At 44.0% G+C, this 22,437-nt stretch carries 18 protein-coding genes and 1 tRNA gene; 12 read left to right on the top strand and 7 right to left on the bottom strand.

Annotated elements, in window-relative coordinates; all coding sequences use genetic code 11:
* Positions 1-53 precede the first annotated feature (53 nt).
* Both rpoD and C2747_RS08625 read left to right on the top strand, forming a co-directional pair.
* The gene (rpoD, locus tag C2747_RS08630) at positions 54-2,594 is read left to right on the top strand and encodes an RNA polymerase sigma factor RpoD (RefSeq protein ID WP_215331285.1); all 2,541 of its coding nucleotides are present in this window, start codon (positions 54-56) and stop codon (positions 2,592-2,594) included.
* Between the two features lie 13 nt (positions 2,595-2,607).
* Positions 2,608-2,684 (top strand) — tRNA-Ile (locus C2747_RS08625).
* Between the two features lie 110 nt (positions 2,685-2,794).
* Here the strand turns inward: C2747_RS08625 and C2747_RS08620 are convergent.
* Positions 2,795-3,862: an alpha/beta hydrolase family protein gene (locus C2747_RS08620; RefSeq protein ID WP_215331283.1), complete on the bottom strand. Its 1,068-nt coding sequence runs from the start codon at positions 3,860-3,862 to the stop codon at positions 2,795-2,797.
* Positions 3,863-4,093: 231 nt separating this feature from the next.
* Here C2747_RS08620 and C2747_RS08615 point away from each other — a divergent pair, with 231 nt between their 5' ends.
* Entirely contained in the window at positions 4,094-5,407 is a 1,314-nt protein-coding gene (locus C2747_RS08615; protein WP_215331281.1) for a serine hydrolase domain-containing protein, read from the top strand.
* Between the two features lie 341 nt (positions 5,408-5,748).
* On the opposite strand, the gene C2747_RS08610 is transcribed toward C2747_RS08615, so the two are convergent.
* The 3 genes from C2747_RS08610 to C2747_RS08600 form a co-directional block, all read right to left on the bottom strand.
* The gene (locus C2747_RS08610) at positions 5,749-6,144 is read right to left on the bottom strand and encodes a hypothetical protein (protein WP_215331279.1); all 396 of its coding nucleotides are present in this window, start codon (positions 6,142-6,144) and stop codon (positions 5,749-5,751) included.
* A 48-nt stretch (positions 6,145-6,192) separates the two neighbouring features.
* Positions 6,193-6,951, bottom strand: a complete 759-nt coding sequence (locus C2747_RS08605) for an SDR family oxidoreductase (protein ID WP_215331277.1) — start codon at positions 6,949-6,951, stop codon at positions 6,193-6,195.
* 97 nt (positions 6,952-7,048) lie between these two features.
* A complete protein-coding gene (locus C2747_RS08600) occupies positions 7,049-7,513 on the bottom strand; it encodes an Lrp/AsnC family transcriptional regulator (RefSeq protein ID WP_215303349.1) in 465 nt (154 codons plus the stop codon).
* 115 nt (positions 7,514-7,628) lie between these two features.
* Between C2747_RS08600 and aceF the strand changes: the two genes are divergently transcribed.
* From aceF to C2747_RS08575, 5 genes are all read left to right on the top strand, one after another.
* Complete coding sequence (gene aceF, locus C2747_RS08595) at positions 7,629-8,945, top strand: dihydrolipoyllysine-residue acetyltransferase (protein ID WP_215331275.1); 1,317 nt, start codon at positions 7,629-7,631, stop codon at positions 8,943-8,945.
* Between the two features lie 33 nt (positions 8,946-8,978).
* On the top strand, positions 8,979-11,621 hold the full coding sequence (gene mdeB, locus C2747_RS08590; RefSeq protein WP_215331273.1) for an alpha-ketoglutarate dehydrogenase: 2,643 nt from the start codon (positions 8,979-8,981) through the stop codon (positions 11,619-11,621).
* Between the two features lie 36 nt (positions 11,622-11,657).
* The gene (locus C2747_RS08585; RefSeq protein WP_215331271.1) at positions 11,658-12,998 is read left to right on the top strand and encodes an NAD(P)H-dependent oxidoreductase; all 1,341 of its coding nucleotides are present in this window, start codon (positions 11,658-11,660) and stop codon (positions 12,996-12,998) included.
* A 140-nt stretch (positions 12,999-13,138) separates the two neighbouring features.
* On the top strand, positions 13,139-14,317 hold the full coding sequence (locus tag C2747_RS08580) for an ABC transporter substrate-binding protein (protein ID WP_215331269.1): 1,179 nt from the start codon (positions 13,139-13,141) through the stop codon (positions 14,315-14,317).
* 79 nt (positions 14,318-14,396) lie between these two features.
* Positions 14,397-15,260, top strand: a complete 864-nt coding sequence (locus C2747_RS08575) for an alpha/beta fold hydrolase (RefSeq protein ID WP_215331267.1) — start codon at positions 14,397-14,399, stop codon at positions 15,258-15,260.
* Between the two features lie 14 nt (positions 15,261-15,274).
* Here the strand turns inward: C2747_RS08575 and C2747_RS08570 are convergent, their stop codons facing one another.
* The gene (locus C2747_RS08570) at positions 15,275-16,144 is read right to left on the bottom strand and encodes a DMT family transporter (RefSeq protein ID WP_215331265.1); all 870 of its coding nucleotides are present in this window, start codon (positions 16,142-16,144) and stop codon (positions 15,275-15,277) included.
* Positions 16,141-17,037 (bottom strand): LysR substrate-binding domain-containing protein, encoded by an 897-nt coding sequence (locus tag C2747_RS08565; RefSeq protein ID WP_251374744.1) that lies wholly within the window; start codon positions 17,035-17,037, stop codon positions 16,141-16,143. Before C2747_RS08565 ends, C2747_RS08570 begins: the two co-directional genes overlap by 4 nt.
* 145 nt (positions 17,038-17,182) lie before the next feature.
* Between C2747_RS08565 and C2747_RS08560 the strand changes: the two genes are divergently transcribed.
* Complete coding sequence (locus C2747_RS08560) at positions 17,183-18,022, top strand: class II aldolase/adducin family protein (RefSeq protein WP_215303336.1); 840 nt, start codon at positions 17,183-17,185, stop codon at positions 18,020-18,022.
* A gap of 46 nt (positions 18,023-18,068) precedes the next feature.
* Here C2747_RS08560 and C2747_RS08555 read toward each other — a convergent pair whose 3' ends face one another.
* Positions 18,069-18,734, bottom strand: coding sequence for a GntR family transcriptional regulator (locus tag C2747_RS08555; RefSeq protein WP_215331261.1), 666 nt, complete (start codon positions 18,732-18,734; stop codon positions 18,069-18,071).
* Between the two features lie 128 nt (positions 18,735-18,862).
* Between C2747_RS08555 and C2747_RS08550 the strand changes: the two genes are divergently transcribed.
* From C2747_RS08550 to C2747_RS08540, 3 genes are all read left to right on the top strand, one after another.
* Positions 18,863-20,422 carry a Rieske 2Fe-2S domain-containing protein gene (locus tag C2747_RS08550; protein ID WP_215331259.1) on the top strand — a complete coding sequence of 520 codons (1,560 nt, stop codon included), beginning with the start codon at positions 18,863-18,865 and terminating at the stop codon, positions 20,420-20,422.
* A gap of 63 nt (positions 20,423-20,485) precedes the next feature.
* Positions 20,486-21,460 (top strand): PDR/VanB family oxidoreductase, encoded by a 975-nt coding sequence (locus C2747_RS08545; RefSeq protein WP_251374743.1) that lies wholly within the window; start codon positions 20,486-20,488, stop codon positions 21,458-21,460.
* Positions 21,461-21,486: 26 nt separating this feature from the next.
* Positions 21,487-22,434: a ketopantoate reductase family protein gene (locus tag C2747_RS08540; protein WP_215331257.1), complete on the top strand. Its 948-nt coding sequence runs from the start codon at positions 21,487-21,489 to the stop codon at positions 22,432-22,434.
* Positions 22,435-22,437 lie beyond the last annotated feature (3 nt).

Below are 22,437 nucleotides of genomic sequence, written 5' to 3'. Positions count from 1 at the left end.
CTGCGCCTAAGCAGTCGAGAACAATCATCAGTAACGTGAGTAAGTGCTAATAAATGCCTAATACCAAGAAAAAACCAGCAGCTAAACCAGCCAAGCCAGTAGCGAAAGCCAAAGCACCAGTCAAGCCAGTGGCAAAAGCCAAGGCAGTTGCTAAAGCTAAAGCCCCCGCAAAGGCAGCCAAGCCAGTAGCCAAAGCCAAAGCACCGGCTAAGCCAGCGGCAAAAGCCAAGACGCCTACTAAACCAGTTGCTAAAGCTAAGGCACCAGTAAAAGCACCTGCCAAGCCAGCAGCAAAAGCGAAGGCCCCTGCCAAACCAGTAGCTAAATCTAAAGTAACAGCAAAAGCACCAGCTAAGCCAGTGAAGGCTCCCGCTAAGCCAGCAGCAAAAGCTCCAACAAAGACCGCGGCAAAGCCAGTAGCGAAAGTAGAAGCACCTAAAAAAGCCAAAGCTGCCGCTCCTAAGCTTGAGTTAAAGCCAGCCAAGGATGCTAAAGCGGCTAAGGAAGTTCCGGAAGCCAAAGAAGCTAAGGGTAAAAAAGCAAAAGCAGTTGAGCTAGAGACTGAGCTTGTTGCGACAGAAGAAGTAAAAAAAGGTCGCAAACCAAAAGCGGATGCTGCTGCGGAAGGTGCTGAACCAGTTCTCACTGATCGTCAAAAAGCACGTGAGCGTAAGGCAAAAGAAAAAGCACTCTTAAAAGAATTCGCAGCGCAACAGTTGGGTTCTGAAGAGCAACAAGAATTACGTCGTACTCGTCTGAAGACATTGATCAAGATGGGTAAGTCCAAGGGTTACTTAACTCATGGCGAAATGAATGACGTGATGTCTGATGAGTTGTCAGATGCTGACGCATTAGAAACATTGATCAGTCTCTTGAACGATATCAACATTACTGTGTATGAGCAGGCTCCAGATGCTGAGACCCTGCTCCTAAATGAAAATGCTTCCGCAACGACTTCCGAAGAAGAGGCTGAAGAAGAAGCGGAAGCTGCTTTAGCTACTGTTGACTCCGAGTTCGGTCGTACAACTGATCCAGTCCGTATGTATATGCGCGAGATGGGTACTGTAGATTTGCTAACTCGCGAAGGCGAGATCGTGATTGCGAAGAAGATTGAAGCAGGTCTTAAAGACATGGTGATGGCCTTGGCCGCTTGCCCTGTTACGATCGGCGAGATCTTGGCTAACGTAGACAAGATTGCTAGCGGCGAGATGGAGATTGATCAATTTGTCGATGGTTTAGTTGATCCAAACGCCGAAGATATTAAGCTTGGACCTGAAGAGCCAGAAATCGACCCAGATGCTGAAGAGGGTGACGAAGAAGGCGGCGAAGATGAAGGTGGAGGCGGCGGCGGTGCAGCGACAGCAAACGCAAAACAACTCGAGGAATTAAAGCAGATCTCCCTAGAGAAGTTTGCAATTGTGCGCACCCAGTCTGACAAGATGCGTCGTGCTTTTGATAAAGAGGGTTATAACTGCCCAGCTTATATCAAGGCGCAAGAAGCTATTCGTGGTGAGTTACTTGGCTTCCGTTTGACTGCAAAGAGTGTTGAGAAATTATGTGACACCATGCGCTCACAAGTGGACCAAGTTTGGAAGCTCGAGCGCGGCATTGTGAGCTTGTTGGTAGATAAGGTTGGCGTTAATCGTGGTGAGGTATTAAAAGACTTCCCAAAAATGTCGATGAATCTAGAGTGGGTAAATAAGCTCCTCAAAGAAAACAAGCCATACACCGCATTGCTGCAGCGTAACGTTCCAGCGATTCAAGAACTACAGCAGAAGTTGATTGATATTCAGACGCGCGTTGTATTACCACTTCCAGAGTTGAAAGAAGTAAACAAGCAGATGACTGCTGGCGAGAAGCGTACCCGTGAAGCAAAGCGTGAAATGACTGTTGCCAACTTACGTTTGGTAATCTCGATTGCTAAGAAATACACCAACCGCGGTTTGCAGTTCTTGGATTTGATCCAGGAGGGTAATATCGGTTTGATGAAGGCGGTAGATAAGTTTGAATACCGTCGTGGTTATAAGTTCTCTACTTATGCAACTTGGTGGATTCGTCAGGCGATTACCCGTTCTATTGCTGACCAGGCACGTACGATTCGTATCCCAGTGCATATGATTGAGACGATCAACAAGATGAACCGTATTAGCCGTCAAATCTTGCAAGAGACTGGTCATGAGCCAGATGCTGCAACCTTGGCTCTCAAGATGGAAATTCCTGAGGACAAGATTCGCAAGATTATGAAGATTGCTAAAGAGCCAATCTCCATGGAAACGCCAATTGGTGATGATGCGGACTCCAACTTGGGCGACTTCATTGAAGATAGCAATACCTTGGCCCCAGCTGAAGCAGCTTTGCACGATTCGATGCGCGATGTAGTGAAAGACGTTCTAGATTCATTAACGCCACGCGAAGCAAAAGTGCTGCGCATGCGCTTTGGTGTTGAGATGAGTACAGACCATACTCTCGAAGAAGTGGGTAAGCAATTTGACGTGACGCGTGAGCGTATTCGTCAGATTGAAGCCAAGGCCTTGAGAAAGATGCGTCATCCAAGCCGCAGCGACAAACTCAAGACCTTCCTCGAAGAGGATTGATCCAAAGACTAACGGGCCTATAGCTCAGTTGGTTAGAGCAGAGGACTCATAATCCTTTGGTCCCAGGTTCAAGTCCTGGTGGGCCCACCAGAAATGAAAATACCAACCTTCGGGTTGGTATTTTTTATTGCTACTTTACGTTACATCTGTGATGTTTTTCTAAATACTTGAATATCTTTTAGAAATAGCGTGAGAGAGAATTATTTAATTGATAGACATTTTTCAATCCAAGTACTCAGTAATGAAGCCAGCTCAATTGAATTGTTATCTTGCATCAACATATGCGTATTTCCTTTTATGCCAATTTCAGGTAGAACGAGTAATTCAGCCTTGCCGCCTTGCGCATTGACTTTAGTAACAAACTCTCGGCAGGCTTTTAATCGCGGAGCCCATCTAGTTGATAACTCAACAAAATCCCCAAACATGACCAGTGAGGGTATTTTTAAGTAAGGCGTTAAATCAGAATCTGCTGAGGGACATACTGCCGGCTCAATAGAAATGATACCTGCAATACCTTCGTTACTAATTTTGGCAGAATTAAATGGAAAAATACCAGATTGTGAATGGCTTATCAACACAGTTTTTTTGAGCTCTTTTGATAGCGTTGACAATGCTATTGGCGTAGCGTTAGGCTCTTCTAGTCCGTAGTACCAGTCGGCTACCATCTGTTGCCAAAGGCCTTTTTGTGCGGCAATGGGAAATCTTTGGTTCTCAAACGTCTTTGGATATTCAGCACCAAAACGAAAGATTTGCCAGGCACCCTCATGGCTAGCGGCAATTACAGTCGGTAATTTTTCAGGTGGAACCTGATTTGTTTTAACTGCATTAATTTGAGAGGCCGCATTGACTGCAGAGCGGCCACGTCCAACTTGATCAACGACATAGGTTGGAAAGCCTCTGCGGACGAAGTATTCGTTCCATCCCATGCGATTGTCTGGAGTTGACTCCCAGGTCTTGCCCGTTAGGCAACAACCATGTATCAGGACAACGGAGGTTGACTTGGCTTTAACAGGAATTTGATATGCCACATACATCTGATCTAGAGTGATCGTTCCTTTAGAGCCAAATGCTGGCATGGTTGATAGGGTGCTAGATTCGACATCTTGACCACCAACAAAGAAACTCCCCTGTTTGTTAATAATAAGAGGTGCTTTTAGAGCTGATTCTGAAAGGGGTGTTATTGGGTAGTTTTGGGAAAATGCGGAATGTGCAATACAAGCGCTCGCTATTAGCATTAAGAAACGTGTCACATATACATTGATCTTCATTAAATCTCCTTTTTTAGTTTTAATTTAATTGAATGTTTCCTTGATTTGAAACATCCTTTTATTTTTTCTCTGCACTGTCACGATATCGCACGTTTGAGGGTTTGGGGTTAGTACTAGTTTATCTATTGAATTGGTAACCGGCAATTTTTGTGCGCTGCACTAAATTTATGCTGGGGTTGAAAAATACCACATGCTATTATCGTTCGAAATTAATACAACAAGGAGACCGACATGCGATATCAAAAAAATCTTATTAATAAGTTACTTGTAGCAAGCTTTTTTATCAGCAACTTAGCGATTGCACAAAACATTCCAACAGCAAAGCCTGAGGATGTTGGCATGTCATCTGCGAGATTGAAAAATGTGAAGGCCTCTTTGCAGGCTGAGGTAGATAAAGGCAATATTCCTGGTGCGGTAGTCATGATCAACCGCAAAGGAAAGTTGGTTTATTCAGAGGTAGTGGGTTATCAAGATAAAAGCACCAATAAGCCTATGAGCAAAGATTCTATTTTTAGAATCTATTCAATGACCAAGCCGCTAGCATCTGTTGCAGCAATGATTTTGGCAGAAGAGGGCAAGATTCAGTTAGCCGATCCAATCTCTAAGTTCATGCCTGAGTTTGCCAATATGCAAGTTAGCGTAGGAACAAAAGATAGTAGTGGCAATATGGAATACTCCTTAGTGCCTGCAGCAAAGCCAATTACAGTACAGGATCTTTTACGCCACACATCAGGAATTGGCTACCCAGAAATTACTTCCAATCCTAATATCAAGAAGGCATATACCGATGCTGGTCTTTATGTGGCAGGCGGTACTGACTATGATCAACGTCGTGTCACCCCGCAAGAAATGATCACGGGTATTGCAAAGGCACCATTAAGTACTCAGCCTGGGACTAACTGGGAATACGGTATGTCCGTAGACTTGTTGGGTCGCGTAGTTGAAGTAGCCTCCGGCAAACGTCTTGGGGATTTCCTACAAGAGCGTTTGTTTACTCCTTTGCAGATGAAGGACACTGCATTTTCTGTCCCTGCGGATAAGCAGTCACGTATTGCTGAGCCATTCACAACTGATCCATTTAATAAAGCTCCTATCAAGTTGCTAGATGTCACCATCAAGCCAAACAATGATTCGGGTGGTGCAGGGGCAGCAGGTACGGCTGGTGACTATCTAAACTTTGCCAGCATGATGCTCAATGGTGGTGAGTTAAATGGCCAAAGAATTTTGTCGCCAATGACAGTTAATTTGATGGCATCTGATATGTTGGGCAGTAGAACAACGGTACCGCTTTCGCCTGGTCAATTGCTGATGGGTGTTGATGGCTACACTTTTGGTCTCGGTTTTATGGTTCGCCAAGGTCAGGGCCTAGCATCTGTTGATGGCTCTCCTGGTGAACACATGTGGGCTGGCGCAGCGGGTACATTCTTTTGGATTGATCCTAAGGAGCAGATGGCTGTTGTCGTCATGAGTCAAGTTCCAGGCCCAATTCGACCGTACTATCGCCGCATGATTAAGCAGCTGGTTTCTGCAGCGGTAGTCAAATAAAGTAATTAATTTTTGGCCCCAGATTCAAGTCCTGGTGGGCGCACCAGAAATGCAAACCCTCATCAGTAATGGTGGGGGTTTTGTCTTTTAAGCGTTACTTTAAGTAACGCCAGTCTGCTGTCATAGTCAGAGAGCTTAAACTTAAGCTAAAGCTCGGAATAATCTTGGTTTACGGGGGAAATAATTTGTTTTTATCTTTTTAGGATATTGGGGTAGGATAAAGTTGTAGTCTCCAGCTAGTTTCAAATTTATACCCGTCTACGTAGACGGGTATTTTTTTGAGTATTACTTTAAGAAATGGCCCCAAAGAGTGCTGTAAACAAAAAAGGTCATTATGTCATCTATGTTTGGGGAACTAGAATTAACCACTTTGCAGTTGCACCATCGCAGGAAAGAGTATTGCTTTCATCAAAGTAATATTTAATTGGAAATTCTGGGGGCACAGTAAATAATTTCGGAAAATAGCCGAAACTTCTTTTTATATTTGATATCGTAGTTGTTAGCTGATTTTCAAAACTTTTTCTGTGAACGACGTCTTTTGATATTTCCCAGGCAGTAAGATCTTTTTTAACACTCGAGCAAAATTCCCCCTCTATTGTTTCATTTACTGCAGTTTGCCATGTAGTTTTTGTGCGTGACTCGGGTTTAAATATATTCGCATAAAGTAATAATGAAGAAACAAATACAAAGATAAAGATAAGCATTAATTGATGAGGACGAAATAAAGTATTAAACAATTTTATTTGGATCTAAAAATTCAATGCCTAATTTACAAGAACACTTGATTAACCTCGACCGACAAATGGCATGTTGGTTGCCATGATGGTCATATTGAGAATGTTGCTCTCTAGAGGTAGCTGGGCCATGTGGAGAACAGCTTGGCCAACATGATCTACATCCATGCGCGGCTCAACCTTGATGGACTGATCGGCTTGCATGATGCCTGCGGCCATGCGCTCAGTCATTTCAGTAGCGGCATTGCCAATATCGATTTGGCCGCAAGCAATATTGAACGGGCGACCATCTAAAGAAATCGTTTTGGTGAGACCGCTAATAGCATGTTTAGTTGTCGTATAGGGTGCTGACATTGGTCTTGGTGCGTGAGCGGAAATAGATCCGTTGTTAATAATTCTGCCGCCCTGTGGGGATTGCGCCTTCATCATTCGAATGGCCTCCTGTGAACATAAGAACGCACCACAAAGATTGGCATTGACTACATCCATCCATTGTTCGTAGGTGAGATCTTCCATTGGGATTGCAGGAGCACCAATGCCGGCGTTATTAAAGAGCACATCAATGCGACCAAACTTTTCTTTAATAGCAGCAAACAGTTTTTTCACTTGATCTGGTTTACCAACATCACAGGCAACTGCTAAGCAGTTATCGGCATTACCACCAATATCAGCAATCGCCTTTTGAAGCTTATCTACATTACGTCCAGTAAGGACCACTTGATAGCCGCCATGAAGTAGGGCTTTAGCTGCCGCTCTTCCGATCCCAACACCGGCTCCAGTAACGAGGGCTACTTTATTGTTTTGGTTCATAGATTCCCTTGTTAATCTTGTCTCTAAATAATTATTATTTCTCTACATTGAGTATTGCAAGTCTACGCTAAATGAAATGACGAGGTTTGTGCTCAACTTACTTAGGGAGTGGTAGGGCAGTTTTATATCGAACTTGTTTCAGAGCAAAGCTCGAACGGATTTTTTCAATGCCGGCAATGGGTGTCAGCTGTTCCAAAATAAATTTTTCGAGGGCATCCATATCGGCAACTGCGACGCGGATGAGATAGTCGCTATCTCCAGTCATGAGGTAGCACTCCATGACCTCATCATGTTCAGAGATGCGCTTCTCAAATTCAGCCAAAGCCTCTTTGGATTGCTCCTTCAGGCTGATGGAGATAAAAACATTTAGACCCAGTCCTAGAACTTTTGGGTCTGCCAGGGCTACATAGTTCCTAATAACCCCCTTATCTTTGAGTGCCTTGACCCGCATTAGACAAGGGGAGGGTGATAAATGAACCCGCTTAGCCAACTCTACATTGCTGTGAGAACTGTCATTTTGCAGTTCGTTCAATATTCTGATATCTATCGTATCTAGTTTCATAAAATTCCTTAATGTTGCAATATATCGGCATATTATGCTGAAAATTAAGATTTAAAGCCAATAATTAGCATCCTATTTTGGTGGGATTATTCCAAAATAATTTTCATATTTAGTTTTGATACTTATTGGAGGGGCTTTGGCTATTGAGGTTGTTGTTCCTGATATCGGGGACTATCAAAATATTCCTGTGATTGAGGTCTTGGTGCAAGTTGGCGATCAAGTTCAGAAGGAGCAATCTATTCTCACGCTAGAGTCTGATAAGGCCACAATGGATGTGCCTTCCTCACATGCTGGCATTGTTAAAGAAATCAAAGTGAAGATTGGGGATCTCCTTTCTCAAGGAGGCTCAGTCATTGTTCTTGAGGAAGCTGAAGAAAAAGCGGATGTGGTAAGCGATGTTCAGAAAATTGAATCAACCACAATAGAGATTATCAATAAAGCGAAGGCCATTGAGGCACCTGTAATAAAGTCATCAGAGCTCATGACTCGTCAGGATGTAAAACAAAATATTGAAGGACATGAAACTTGGGCCAGTCCTTCCGCACGAAAATTTGCTCGCGAATTTGGTGTTGATATCAAAAAAGTTTCTGGCACCGGATTAAATGGTCAGATTACCAAAGAAGATATTCAGCAATTTATTAAGCGCATGATGTCATCTATTGGCTTAGTGTCTGAGCGCCCTAACGCAGGGATTGCGGGCTTTGATATTTTGCCATGGCCTAAAGTAGACTTTGCTAAGTTTGGTGAGATTGAGTGTCAGCCACGTACACGTATTCAAAAGGTTTCTGCAGCGAACCTAGCCCGAAACTGGGTCATGATTCCGGCGGTGACGTATCACGATGACGCTGACATCACTGATCTAGAGGCATTTCGCACTCGTCTTAATGCAGAATCTAAAAAAGATGGGGTCAGGATCACGCTATTGGCATTTTTAATCAAAGCTGCAGTAGTCGCATTAAAAAAATATCCCACATTCAATGCTTCCCTTGACGGCGAAGACCTTATCCTCAAAAAATATTTCCATATTGGTTTTGCTGTGGATACAGATGCTGGCTTAGTGGTACCAGTGATTCGTAATGCAGATCAAAAAGGTATTTTGGAAATTGCAGAAGAAACGGCTGCTCTAGCAAAGCTAGCTCGTGAAGGAAAGTTAAAACCAGATCAAATGCAGGGCGCAAGCTTTACGATTTCTTCATTGGGCGGTATCGGCGGCACTTACTGTGCGCCCATCATTAATGCCCCTGAAGTAGCTATTCTGGCAGTAAATAAGTCGGTCATGAAGCCAGTTTGGAATGGCGACCAATTTGTGCCTCGTCTCATATGCCCTTTATCAATGACGGCAGATCATCGCGTAATTGATGGTGCATTAGCAACCCATTTCACCACCTATCTTGCTCAATTATTGGCTGATTTTCGTAAAGTAGTTTTGTAAAGCTAGAACAAAGACAGTCCAAAGGAAATTTTCATGAACGCGCCTGACATTAAGAAGTACTTAAACCTTGAGCACATCGATGCGGATCCCGCTGAAACTGCCGAGTGGAATGAAGCATTTATGGATTTGCTCGCATCTGGGGATAGTGAGCGCGCTAAATTTATTTTAGATAATTTAGTAAAGCTGGCCAATAAAAATCAGATTAATTGGGTGCCTGATTTAGTTACCCCTTATATCAATTCCATTCCTGTTGATGAACAGCCAGAATTCCCTGGAGATTTGGCAACAGAAGAAAAACTGGCATCATTAATGCGATGGAATGCCCTAGCCATGGTGGCTAAGGCTAATGAAGCCTATGGTGAGCTTGGTGGACATATTGCCAGTTATGCAAGTGCCGCAGACTTATTTGAGGTGGGCTTTAATCACTTCTTCCGCGCTCGAGCAGAAGGTGGGAATGCAAAAGAGCGTGGCGATTTGGTTTTCTTTCAGCCCCATAGTGCGCCGGGCGTATATGCGCGCGCCTATTTAGAGGGTAGGCTCACAGAAAATGATTTAGCCCATTACAGACGCGAGATCACTGCGCCGGATTCTGGTGCGAGAGGTTTATCAAGCTACCCCCATCCATGGCTCATGCCTGATTTTTGGCAGTTTCCAACAGGATCTATGGGTATTGGTCCCATTAGTTCAATCTATCACGCCCGTTTTATGCGTTATCTCACTGATCGTAAGTTATTAGACTGCACCACCAGAAAAGTATGGGGAGTATTTGGTGATGGCGAGATGGATGAGCCAGAAAGTATGAGCGCCCTCACTTTAGCTTCACGAGAAAAGCTGGATAACTTAGTGTGGGTCGTTAATTGCAACTTACAACGTTTGGATGGGCCAGTACGTGGTAATGGCAGAATCATCGATGAACTCGAAAAGCTTTTCCGTGGTTCAGGTTGGAATGTAATTAAGTTAGTGTGGGGTAGTGATTGGGATGGTTTATTTGCCAGAGATACCACCGGGGCTTTAGTCAAGGCCTTTGCACAAACCGTTGATGGCCAAATGCAAACTTTTGCTGCAAAAGATGGTAGCTTTAACCGTAAAAACTTCTTTGGTCAGAATGAAGAGCTTGCCCGCCTTGCGCAGGGCATGACCGATGAACGGATCGATCGACTCAAGCGTGGCGGCCATGATTTGGTTAAGATCTATGCTGCTTATCATGCAGCCGCCAACCATGTAGGGCAGCCTACCGTGATCTTAGCTCATACCAAAAAAGGTTACGGTATGGGTAGCGCAGGTCAAGGAAAGATGACTACCCATAGTCAGAAGAAGCTCGACGATGAAGCCTTAATTGAATATCGCAATCGCTTTAATTTGCCATTGACTGATGAGCAGGCTACTAGCTTGGCATTCTTCAAGCCAGAAGAAGGTAGCCATGAAATGCAGTACCTAAAACAACAGCGTGCTCAGTTGGGCGGTCAATTGCCAAAGCGATATTCCACTTGCGACAAGTTAAATGTTCCAGATATTAATTCTTATGCAGCTTTTGCAATTAAGGCAGAAAACAAGGAGATGTCTACTACGATGGCATTTGTGCGAATGCTTGGTAACTTACTAAAAGATAAAGAGCTGGGCCCACGGGTTGTGCCGATTGTTGCGGATGAGGCGCGTACCTTTGGTATGGCTAATTTATTTAAACAGGTTGGCATTTACTCCAGCGTAGGACAACGCTATGAGCCTGAAGATATTGGTTCTGTACTGAGTTACCGCGAAGCTTTGGATGGTCAAATCTTAGAAGAGGGTATTAGTGAAGCGGGTGCTATTGCTAGCTGGACAGCAGCTGCTACGAGCTATAGCGTCCACAGCACAGCCATGTTGCCGTTTTACATCTATTACTCGATGTTTGGTTTCCAAAGAATTGGTGATGCTATCTGGGCAGCAGCAGATCAACGTGCACGGGGATTTTTATTGGGCGCAACATCTGGTAGGACTACCTTAGGTGGCGAAGGTCTGCAACATCAAGATGGCAGCAGTCAACTGGTTGCGGGCACTATTCCAAACTGCAAAGCTTATGATCCAGCCTTTGCTGGTGAGTTGGCTGTGATTGTGGATCAAGGGATGCGTGACATGTTGGTACATCAAAAAGATTTGTTTTACTACATCACCCTGATGAATGAAAACTACACACAACCAGATTTACCTGTGAATGCAGTAGAAGGCGTGATTCGTGGCTGTTATAAATTTAAGACGGTTAATGCTAAAAATGGCGATAACAAGAAGTGTGTAAGCTTGTTAGGTTCTGGTGCCATCATGACTGAAGTATTGAAGGCTGCAGATGAATTGGCCAATGCTGGTATTAGTGTCGATATTTTTAGTGTGACGAGCTGGAGCGAGCTTTCCCGAGATGGTAAGACTAAAGAGCAGGCAAATCTCGCGGGCGAGAAGGGCGTTGAGTTGCCGTTTATTACCCAAGTACTTGCTCAAGCGCGAGGCCCCATTATTGCTGCCACTGATTATGTGCATGCGCTACCTGAAAGTATTCGCGCTTACATTCCCGAGGCTAGGGGGTATATTACTCTCGGTACTGATGGTTTCGGCAGGAGTGACACTCGAGCTGCATTGCGAAAATATTTTGGAGTTAATGCAGATAATATTGCCAAGGTGGCGAAAGAAGCCTTAAAAAATAACTGAAATATTTACTACAAAAAAAGAACTGGAGATTTTTAGATGTCCCTTATTCAAAAGTTAAAAGCACGCGCAGAAAATAATAATCCCGTACGAGTGGGCATCATTGGTGCTGGAAAATTTGGTTCAATGTATCTTTCGCAAGCACCGCGGACGCCAGGCATTCATTTGGTTGCTGTTGCTGACTTATCACCTGCCCGTGCAAAAGAATCTCTAGCGCGTGTGGGATGGGATGCGCCTCGTTATAGCGCAGCTTCATTACAAGATGCAGCCAAGTCAGGGGCTACTTTTGTCACTGACGATGCGGGCAAGATGATTGCCAGCGAATTCATCGACATCGTGATTGACGCTACAGGTAGTCCGGCAGCAGGTATTAATCATGCATTGCTCTGCTTTGAGCATCGTAAACACGTCATCATGGTGAATGTAGAGGCTGATGTGTTGGCCGGTCCTTTATTAGCTCGTAAAGCGGCAGAAGCGGGCGTGATTTATTCCATGGCTTCTGGCGATCAACCGGCTCTCATCGCTGAACTCGTCGATTGGGCTAGAACCATTGGTATGGAGGTGGTGTGCGCAGGCAAGGGTACTAAATATTTGCCCATCTATCACCAGTCCACTCCAGATACGGTATGGGGGCACTATGGTTTTTCAGAGGAGCAAGTTGCGGACGGTGACTTTAATGCCCAAATGTTTAATTCATTTTTAGATGGAACTAAATCCGCGCTGGAAATGGCGGCGGTATCGAATGGTTGTGACCTCAATCCTCCCAGCAACGGCTTAGAGTTCCCTCCTTGTGGAGTAGATGACTTGCCTCATATTTTCCGCCCAGTATCTGAGGGTGGTATTTTGACGCAAAAGGGCACAGTCGAAGTGACTTCTTCCGTAGAGAGAGATGGTAGACCAGTATTTCGAGACCTGCGTTGGGGTGTGTATGTAGTTTTTGAGGCACCAAGTAAGTATGTAATGGATTGTTTTTCGCAATATGGCTTAAAAACGGATAGCACCGGTAAATATGCAGCAATGTATAAACCGTACCATTTAATCGGTTTGGAATTGGGCACGTCTGTTGCGAGCATTGCAGTTCGTGGAGAGGCTACTGGAGCTACCGGTGACTGGAGGGGTGATGTAGTTGCCACCGCTAAACGAGCTCTGAAGACCGGCGAGAAATTGGATGGTGAAGGTGGTTTTACTGTTTATGGAAAGCTCATGACAACGGCTGATTCACTGAAGCTGGGCGCTCTCCCAATTGGGCTAGCACATAGCATGGTTCTTAATAAGGATATTCCTGCAGGCAAACCTGTCTGTTGGAGTGATGTTGATTATGACAGCACTAAGCAAGCGATTGCGTTCCGTCGAGAGATGGAAAAAGTATTTAGTAAATAGTATTTGTATTTTTCAGTTCGTATTAGCGTAATCCCTAGCTCAATAAGTTTTTTTGTTTTTGTATTGCCTGTAGTATGTATTTCACTAATGATAGTAACAAAGATAGTTGTGTTAATTACAACATTAAATTAGGAGACAGTATGAAAATTCGTCATCACATCTATGCAGCAGCAGTTATCGGAATGCTTACAACCAGTGCTTATGCTGAAGATATTATTCTTGGAGTGCAAGGTCCTTATACGGGTGGTTCATCTTCAATGGGTGTCAGTAACCGCGCTGGCATCAAAATTGCAGTCAATGAAATTAATGCCGCCGGTGGAGTTATTGGCAAGAAAATTGTTTTGGTCGAAAGGGATGATGAGGCAAAGAATGAGCGCGGCGTTCAAATTGCGCAAGAATTTATTAATAATGCGAAGATTGTAGGAGCCTTAGGATTTGTGAATACTGGAGTAGTTTTGGCTTCTTCTCGTTTTTATCAGGATGCAAAAATTCCTGTGATTGGAATGCCATCCGGATCAGTTGTAACCCAACAATTTCCTAATGCTCCTGAAAATTATATTTTCCGCATTGCTGCTAGGGATAGTCTCCAAGCCCCTATGATCGCTAAAGAGGCCGTAGAAAAGCGTGGATTCAAGAAGGTGGCCATTCTGGCTGACTCTACTAATTACGGCCAGTTAGGTCGTGAAGATATGGAAAAAGCGCTGAAGACCTATGGTGTTACTCCGGTGGCAGTCGAGAAATTTAACATTGCTGATGTGGATATGACCTCTCAATTACTCTCAGCAAAGAATGCTGGCGCAGAAGCCATCCTGACTTATGGCATCGGTCCGGAATTAGCTCAAATTGCAAACGGCATGGCGAAGTTAGGTTGGAAAAAGCCCATTATCGGTAGCTGGACTTTGTCTATGTCTAGCTTTATTGATACGGCCGGTAAAAATGGTGATGGTGCAGTCATGCCTCAGACCTTTATTCAGATTGGCAACACGCCTAAGCGTCAGGCCTTTATTGATGCTTACCTAAAAGAGTTCAAGCCAAAAAATGGGTTAATGCCTTCAGCAGTTTCTGCTGCACAAGGTTACGATTCTGTTTATATCTTGGCGGCTGCTATTAAACAAGCTAACAGCACGGAGGGCCCAAAAGTATTGGCAGCATTACAAAATCTTAATGAGCCTGTACCTGGTGTGATTACCACTTATGTGAAGCCTTACAGTGCAACTGACCACGAGGCAATTGAGGCTAAAGATATTGTGATGGGCGTTATTGAAAACGGACGCGTTCAATATCTCAATGCAGAGGATGCAAAAGCCAAGAAGATGTAATGCACTCAAACTGATGTGCTTTTTTAAAAGACGCCGCCTCGAAGCGGCGTCTTGCTTTGAAATACCAACAGATCACACTATGACTATTAAATATATTGAAGCTAACGGTATCAAATTCGCGTACCACGAAGAGGGCCAAGGCCCCTTGATAGTATTGTTACATGGTTTCCCTGATATTGCGAGCACTTGGAGTCATCAAGTACCCACTTTAGTTGCGCAAGGCTATCGAGTAGTAACGCCTTATTTGCGTGGTTATGCGCCTACTGAAATTCCTCAAGATGGCTTCTATGACAAAGCGACTTTAGTAGAAGATATTGCCGCTTTCATTAATGGGCTCTCTGGTGGAGAGCCGGTTTATTTAGTGGGTCAAGATTGGGGTGCGATCATTGCCTATGCATTACTGGCAGCATATCCAGAATTGATTACCCGGGTTGTAGTCATGGCGGTCCCCCACCCGGGTCAAGTCACCGAGAGTTTAGTCAATCCGAGACATATTCATCGATCGTTTCATTGGTGGTTCTTTCAACTGGCCGATCTTCCAGAAAAAGCGATCCTCGCAAACAATCAAGCATTTATTGATTATCTTTGGGCTTATTGGACCATTCCAAGTCACCGTGATGAACAGCATATTCAGGCAGTGAAAAAAACGCTAGAAAAGCCAGGGGTACTTGCAGCCACATTGGCTTATTACCGCGCGATGTTTGATCCTGCTAAAGCCGATCCCAATCTTGCTGCTGTCAGAGAAAAAATGGCGCGTCCAATCAAGGTTCCTACATTAGCCCTTTGCGGACGAGAGGACCTAAGAGCAGAGCTCATGCTAGAGCAGTCACAGTATTTCACGGGCGAATATGACTTTCAGCTAGTCGATAATGCAGGTCATTTTTTACATCGCGAGCAGCCTGAGGCGGTCACTAAACTCATCATTAGCTGGTTAAAGAAATAACCGAATTCTTTTTATTAAGTCTTATTGGGATCCTCAACGCCTGCAGAGTGATGATTCCAGATGAGCCAAATACCTGAAGCGGCGATAAGAACCATGCCGAGCGCACTGAGGCCATCTGGAAGCTGTCCAAAAATGAGATAGCCATATCCAACCGCCCAGATTAATTGCAAGAAAACCAGCGGGGTGAGTTTGTAAGGCCGCATTTGATAGAAGGCGAGTACAACCAGTAAATGTGCAAATCCACCCAACAAGCCTAACAATCCAAATAAGGCATATTCGTAGACGGGCAAAACAGGGAGTGGATCCGCATAGGGGAGTAAGGCAGTTGACGCTATTAAGCCAACGATACCGCTATAAAAAAAGGTGGTGTATGCAGAATCTTGAGTGAGTTTGCGTGTATAGAGCTGGAAAATAGCGTTCAAAAATGCCATCATGACAAGTAGCAAAGCGGCTAAATGAAAAATAGCCGACCCTGGCCTAGCAATAAAGAGGATTCCCAAGAACCCGACCCCAGCTATTAGCCATTCTTTCAAGCCAACACGCTCACCTAAAATCGAGCCCGATAGAATTGCCACCCAAATTGGCGCGGTGAAAGTAATAGAGGATGCTTCTGCTAATGGTAGCCAATTTAATCCCGCAAAAAATAAGGTGGCAGTAGCCACTAATAAGCAAGACCTAAATAACTGTAAGCCTAAATGACGAGTACGCCAAAAATTCTTACCTAAGAAGTACCATGCAATCGGAGCTGCGAGTAAGAGCTGACCAAAAAATCGAGACCATACCACTGCAATGAGATTGGTATCCTGAACGAGAATCTTGGCAATAGCATCTACACTAGAAAAGCAAATTCCGCTTAATATAAACAAGAATATTGGTGAATTCACTCTGTAGCTACTCCTGCCTTAGTGCAAATCCATTCTTTAAAAAGTTTAATTTTGTGATTGTTCTTGGTATTAGATTTAAAAGAGAGAAAATGGGTTCTATCCATTGTTGGTAGAAAAACCCTTGCGCCAATTTCTACTAACTCTCCACGTGAAATTTCTCTTTCTGCAAAGCGGATGCTTTCTAGTACAACTCCGATGCCGTCTACAGCGGCTGATACTGAGAGGGCTGCACGATCGAAGGCGATTTTTCTAGTTGAGGGATTTTTGAGGTGATTGATTTCAAACCACTGCTCCCAACTATGGTGATTCAGTGAGGATTCGATGAGCGTTAATTTGCTCATCAATTCCTCAACAGGAATATTCGGATCAATCAAATCTGGGGAACAAAGTGGTGTAATTTTCTCTTCGCCCAGGGAAAGCGAGGTTACTCCGGGACCCTCATGAGAAAATTGATAAGAGATGGCGATATCAATTTCTTGATTGCGCAATAAATCAATATGGTCAGCCCCAGAAGTTAAGCGAATGGTGATGTCGGGATTATCTTTAATAAACTCTGGCAATCTGGGGCTTAACCATTTTGCGGCAAAGCTAGGTGAGCAGTGCAAGGCAAGAACTTGTGAGCTGGGCGCAAGAGTGACTTCATTGCAGGCCGCTTCAATGACATCAAAAACTCTTGAGAGTGAATCTAATAGTCGACGACCTTCTGCTGTGGGTGCTACCCTGCGGTTCTGACGCAAAAATAATGATTTACCAAAATAGTCCTCAAGCTCACGAATCTGATGACTGATGGCAGACTGAGTCAGATGCAGTTCTTTTGCCGCCAGCGTAAAGCTTTCTAGCCGTGCAGCCGCCTCAAAAGCCCTCAATAAGATATAGTTAGGAATATTTCTCATGTAAATATAATATACATGATTATTATTCATCTATCTATGAATAGTTATCGTTTGTCAAAACGCTCACAAAAGCCCATGATTGCTGTTAATTGGTGAACTGAATCAGTTCACCTGAAATGAATATTGACAGAGAAGGGGTGTGACCATGGCTGAAGTGATGGAAAAAGAACGTAAGTTGGACTTGGGCGGAAGAGAGTCTATTTATCAACCAGAAGATAAAAATCTGATTTTTCCTTATCAGCCTAAATTCAACAGCTTTGCTGAAGAGCGTCAACATCTCAAGGAGCGTTTGGTTGCCGCATGTCGTGCATTTGCTTTAGAAAAGTTTGATTACGGATTTGCGGGGCACTTGACTGTGCGTGACCCAGAGCATCCACACCTGTATTGGACTAATCCAATGGCAGTGCATTTTGATCAAGTCAAGGTATCTAATCTCATTTTGGCGGATCACGATGGCAATATTTTGGAGGGTAAGCATGCATTGAATCGCGCAGGCTTTGTGTTGCATGCGGCAGTACATGAAAAGCATCCTGATATTGTTGCGATGTGCCATGCTCACACTATTTATGGAACTGCATTTGCTGCTCTTGGTAAACCGTTGGATCCTATTTCTCAAGATGCAGCTGCATTTTATGAAGACCACATGGTCTTGTCTGAACAAGCAGGGCAAGTTGCAGTTGAAGATAACTCAGGTTACAACGTTGCGGGATCATTAAAAAAAGTGAAGGCAATTATTCACCGCAATCATGGCTTGTTAACGGTCAGTCGTCATAGTATTGAAGCAGCTGCATTTTGGTTTATTGCTCTAGAGCGTTGCTGCAAGCAACAAATGATGGTCGAAGCTACTGGCATTAAGCCGAATATGCTTACACCTGAAGTCGCTCGTTACAGTCGTGAGCATGTAGGTAGTGAATACATTGGCTGGCTTCATTTTCAACCAATCTGGGGTTATTTGAAAGAAAACCAACCAGATATGTTTGCTTAAGATCAGATTGAAGTCCATTAAAAAATCCCAGTACTGCTGGGATTTTTTAATGGCTAGTTAGGACTTCGCTGAGCTGGTGAATCAGATTCTTTCTCGCTCGCATGGCATGCAATTCCGATAGTTCAGAAGCTTTTTTCTCATCCCCGTTTTTAATTGCATCAGCAATTGCCTGATGCTCATCCCAGATAGCTGACCGTTGCGTGGATTGTAAAACGGCACCCATAACTCTTCGCAGATGAACCCAGTGTAAGTGAGCACTTTTAGCAATCAAAGGATTTTCAGAGGCTTCATAAATAGCGCTATGAAAGGCCATGTCAGCATCGATTAGTGCTCTAACATCCCCTTTTTCTGAAATAGAGCGTCCATTCTGAATTAAGGCGGGATCAATGACACATTTCTTTAGCGCCGCTAATTTTGCGGCTAGAGAGTCAAGCGCACCACGCACTTCATAAAGTTTATCAATCCATTCAATATTGAGTGCTGTGACTTGAACCCCTCTCCCCGGGGCGTCCTCTACAAAACCATCATTTTTTAACATGCGAAGGGCTTGTAAGACCGGCAAGCGTGATACGTTCATTTGCTCAGCAATTTCTTCCTGAGTGATTCTGGTGCCTGGGGGTAGTGAGCCGTCACTAATAGCGTCAAGCAGGGCTTTATAAACTGCGTCGACATAGTCAGTTCTTGCGGGAAGTTTATTCAGTTGAGACAGCATCTACTTTTCAGGGTTTTAAGGGCTTGATGGAGGTAGTTTTACACAGTATGGGTGTTCAAAAACTATAATATACTCTGTATACAGTATACGGAGTACGTAAAATAGTCAAAAAACAGGAGATCCTAGGAATGACAACTAAGCAAGAGCAGGCGGAAAAGAAGGTTAGTGCATCAGCTGGTTCAGCAGCAACAACTAAAAAATTGGTGCCTTTTGGTGGTTATTACACCAATAAAGTTCCAGGGCATGATCCAGAGTTAACGGAAGTTGGGCCCGGCACTCCTATGGGTGAGTATATGCGCGGTTTTTGGCATCCGGTTTGTATGTCAATTGAACTGACGGATACACCCAGGTTTTTGACGATCTTAGGAGAGGAATTAGTCGCCTTTCGTGACGGCAGCGGTAGCGTTGGTGTGTTGCATGCACATTGTGTGCATCGCGGTGCATCACTTGAGTACGGCTTGATTCAGGAGCATGGGATTAAATGTTGTTATCACGGCATGGTGTTTGATGTAGACGGCACTTGTCTGAATGCGCCCTTTCCCAAAGGCGAAGAGGTAGAAGCTGAAAAATATGCCTGCTCAATTCAACAAGGTGCTTATAAAGCTTTTGAAAAAAATGGTTTAGTCTTTGCATACATGGGGCCGCCAGATAAGGAGCCGCCATTCCCAGAGTGGGAGGCGGACTTTACTGTTGCAGAAGGTGACGAGTTAGTTCCTTATAGCAATTTTCAGCATTGCAATTGGTTGCAAGTGCAAGATAATGCGGCAGATAATTTTCACACCGCTGAATTACATGCAGCTAAGAATGTGGTGGGTGGGCACTACCAGGGAACCACCTTTGACGAGGTAGGTGCGCCAACCATGGAAGTTCATCCTGATATGCAATTTGTGCCCATTCATGGCGGTCGTGGTTTAGCTTGTTCAGGTGCACGTCGTGTAAATAACGATAAATTATTTATCCGCGTACAGCATCAAGTACTTCCAAACTTAAGTCTGCATGCTTATACGTCTGAAGATGGCGAAAATAAAAAATTATTTAGCCGCTTTCATATTATTCGCTGGACAGTTCCAGTCGATGACTTTAATAGCAAAATGATCGGTTGGCGTGTAATGGGCCCTGGCATCGATACTCGCGGCATTGGTCAAAAAGAACTTGTGGGATACGAGTCTATTGACTTCTTGGACGGACAGGTAGCATTGCGTAGGGCGGAGCGCTTTGGTAATCACACGATTAACGATGTCGTAGAGATTCCTACCGATCACAGATCCAGGTCAAACTACAAGATGGCTCAATATGCACCTGGTGACTATGAGGCAATTATTAGTCAGCGACCTATTGCAATTCATGCTTTAGAGAACCCAACAAAGTTTGATGCAGGTCCTTATCTCTTTAGAAAAATGTTGCGTGATGCAGTTCGTGGATCCAATCCGGCGGCTAGTGCAGAAGCATTTTCTAAGTGGCTAAAAGAAGTTGGTGGGGCGCCTAATAGCTACTGTTCTGGCAATGTATTTGAGCTACCTATTGGCGCAACTACAGAAGAGGAAGTTGCACAAAGACGTTTTGTTGCCAAAGGAGTGATTGCCATTCTTACTGAAAGCGAACAATACAAGGGTAGAGAGCGTATTGAGTTTGTTAAGAACAAGATGGAAGAGCTTGAGCAGACTGCAAAAGGCCAATTTAAACATTAATTTAAGTATTGAAAGAGATAGGCTGTGCTTATAGCCCATCTTTTTTTTGAGCGAGACAAAAAAGTGGCGGACAAAAAATTACTACAATTAAAAATAAAACGAATCCGTCATGAGGCTAGCGCAATTCATTCGTATGAGCTAGTTTCTGAAGATGGAGAAGCACTGCCACCTTTTGACGCAGGTTCACATATTGATCTGCATTTACCATCAGGCGCTATCCGTCAGTACTCTTTGAGTAATGACCCTGTAGAAAAGAATCGTTATGTAGTTGGAGTATTGCGTGATGAGCACGGACGCGGTGGCTCAAAAGAAGTTCATCAGGCACTCAGAGTGGGCGATTCCTTGTCAGTAAGCAATCCGCGCAATCATTTTCAACTGGATGAATCCGCGAAGAAAGTCATTTTATTGGCCGGTGGTATTGGTATTACTCCCCTGAAGTCGATGAGTCATCGCCTGAAATCTTTAGGCATCCCATTTGAACTCCACTACTGCGCACGCTCTCAAGAAAATATTGCATTTCACCAGGAGCTTCGGAATTTATCGGATGCAGGTGAAGTTCAGTTCCATTTGGATGGCGGTATTTCTGGCAATGGTTTGAATATTACGGAAATGGTTCGGGGGCTTGAGGCTGGCTCCCATCTCTATTATTGTGGGCCAGCGGGATTCATGAAGGCATGTGCTCAAGCTGCAAAAGAACGGAGTGATATTCATGTTCATTTTGAACACTTCAAGCCTCCTGAAAAAGAGGGTGGTCAAGCCGAGGTTAATGTAGATGCTAGTGAATTAGCTATTCAAATTCAGAGCACTGGCCAAAAAATAGCCCTCTTGCGATCGGAGTCATTAATTGATGCGTTGGCAAAACTAGGAGTTGATGTCTCTACTTCATGTCAATCAGGTCTTTGCGGCACCTGTAAAACACGCTACATCAGTGGAGATGTAGAGCATGGAGATTGTATTTTGAGTGATGCTGAACATGCAGAATATTTAACTCCTTGTATCTCTCATATAAAAAGTGGAACATTGGTTCTCGATTTATAAAAGAACTTTTAATAGACTTTATTTCTTTGTCAAAATATCAAAAAATCTATGTACTAGGCGCAGGCGCAGTTGGCTGCTATTTCGGTGGCATGCTGGCGCGCGCTGGTCACGATGTCACCCTGATTGGGAGATCTGAACGGGTCCAAGCGATCAATGAGTTTGGCCTCGAGATGGACTGTAAATCCTTTCAAGATGTAGTGAGTATTCGGGCTTCTGATGATTTGTCTGTTTTGGAGGATGCTGATCTAGTTTTGCTTAGTGTGAAATCTTTAGATACAGAAAAAACCATAAAAGCGATTGCATCGATAGTGCCTAGTCATGCAGTCATTCTGAGTTTACAAAATGGTGTAGCTAATGTAGATATCGCTACGAAATGGATTTCAAATTCAGTGTATGCGGCAGTTGTTTATGTCGCTACAGGAATGCTCGGGCAAAGAACTATGAAACATCATGGTAGGGGTGAGCTCTATGTCGGAACACTGCAGCCAGCCAAAGAGTGGGATCAGGAAAATCTCGCTGCTATTTGTAAGCTATTTGAAGGTGCGGGCGTTCCTTGCTCCATAGCGCAACACATCAAGAAGGACATGTGGTTAAAGTTCTTGGTGAATTGCGCTTACAACGGCATCTCCGGTATTGGTCAAATTACCTATGGAGAGATGGTTCGCGTTCCCGAGATCATTCAACAGATTGAACATACCACTGAAGAATTTTTAGCAGTTGCTAGAGCAGAGGGAGTTTTTATTTCGGAAGCAGAGGCTTTAGAGGCAAATGCTCTGATCGCCACAACTATGGTCACGCAGCGTTCTTCAACTGCACAAGATTTAGCGAGAGGCAAGAAAACCGAAATTGATTTTTTAAATGGCCATATCCTGGAATTAGGAAAGAAGCATGGCATTCCTGTGCCTTATAACGCATCGATATATGCATTAGTAAAAATGCTAGAGCAATCAAAAATATGTCAATCTGTAAAGTAAGCC

The sequence above is a fragment of the Polynucleobacter corsicus genome (assembly GCF_018688255.1).
Classification (GTDB): domain Bacteria; phylum Pseudomonadota; class Gammaproteobacteria; order Burkholderiales; family Burkholderiaceae; genus Polynucleobacter; species Polynucleobacter corsicus.
The sequence above is the reverse complement of the archived record's forward strand: the minus strand, read 5'-3'. Positions and strand labels throughout refer to the sequence as shown.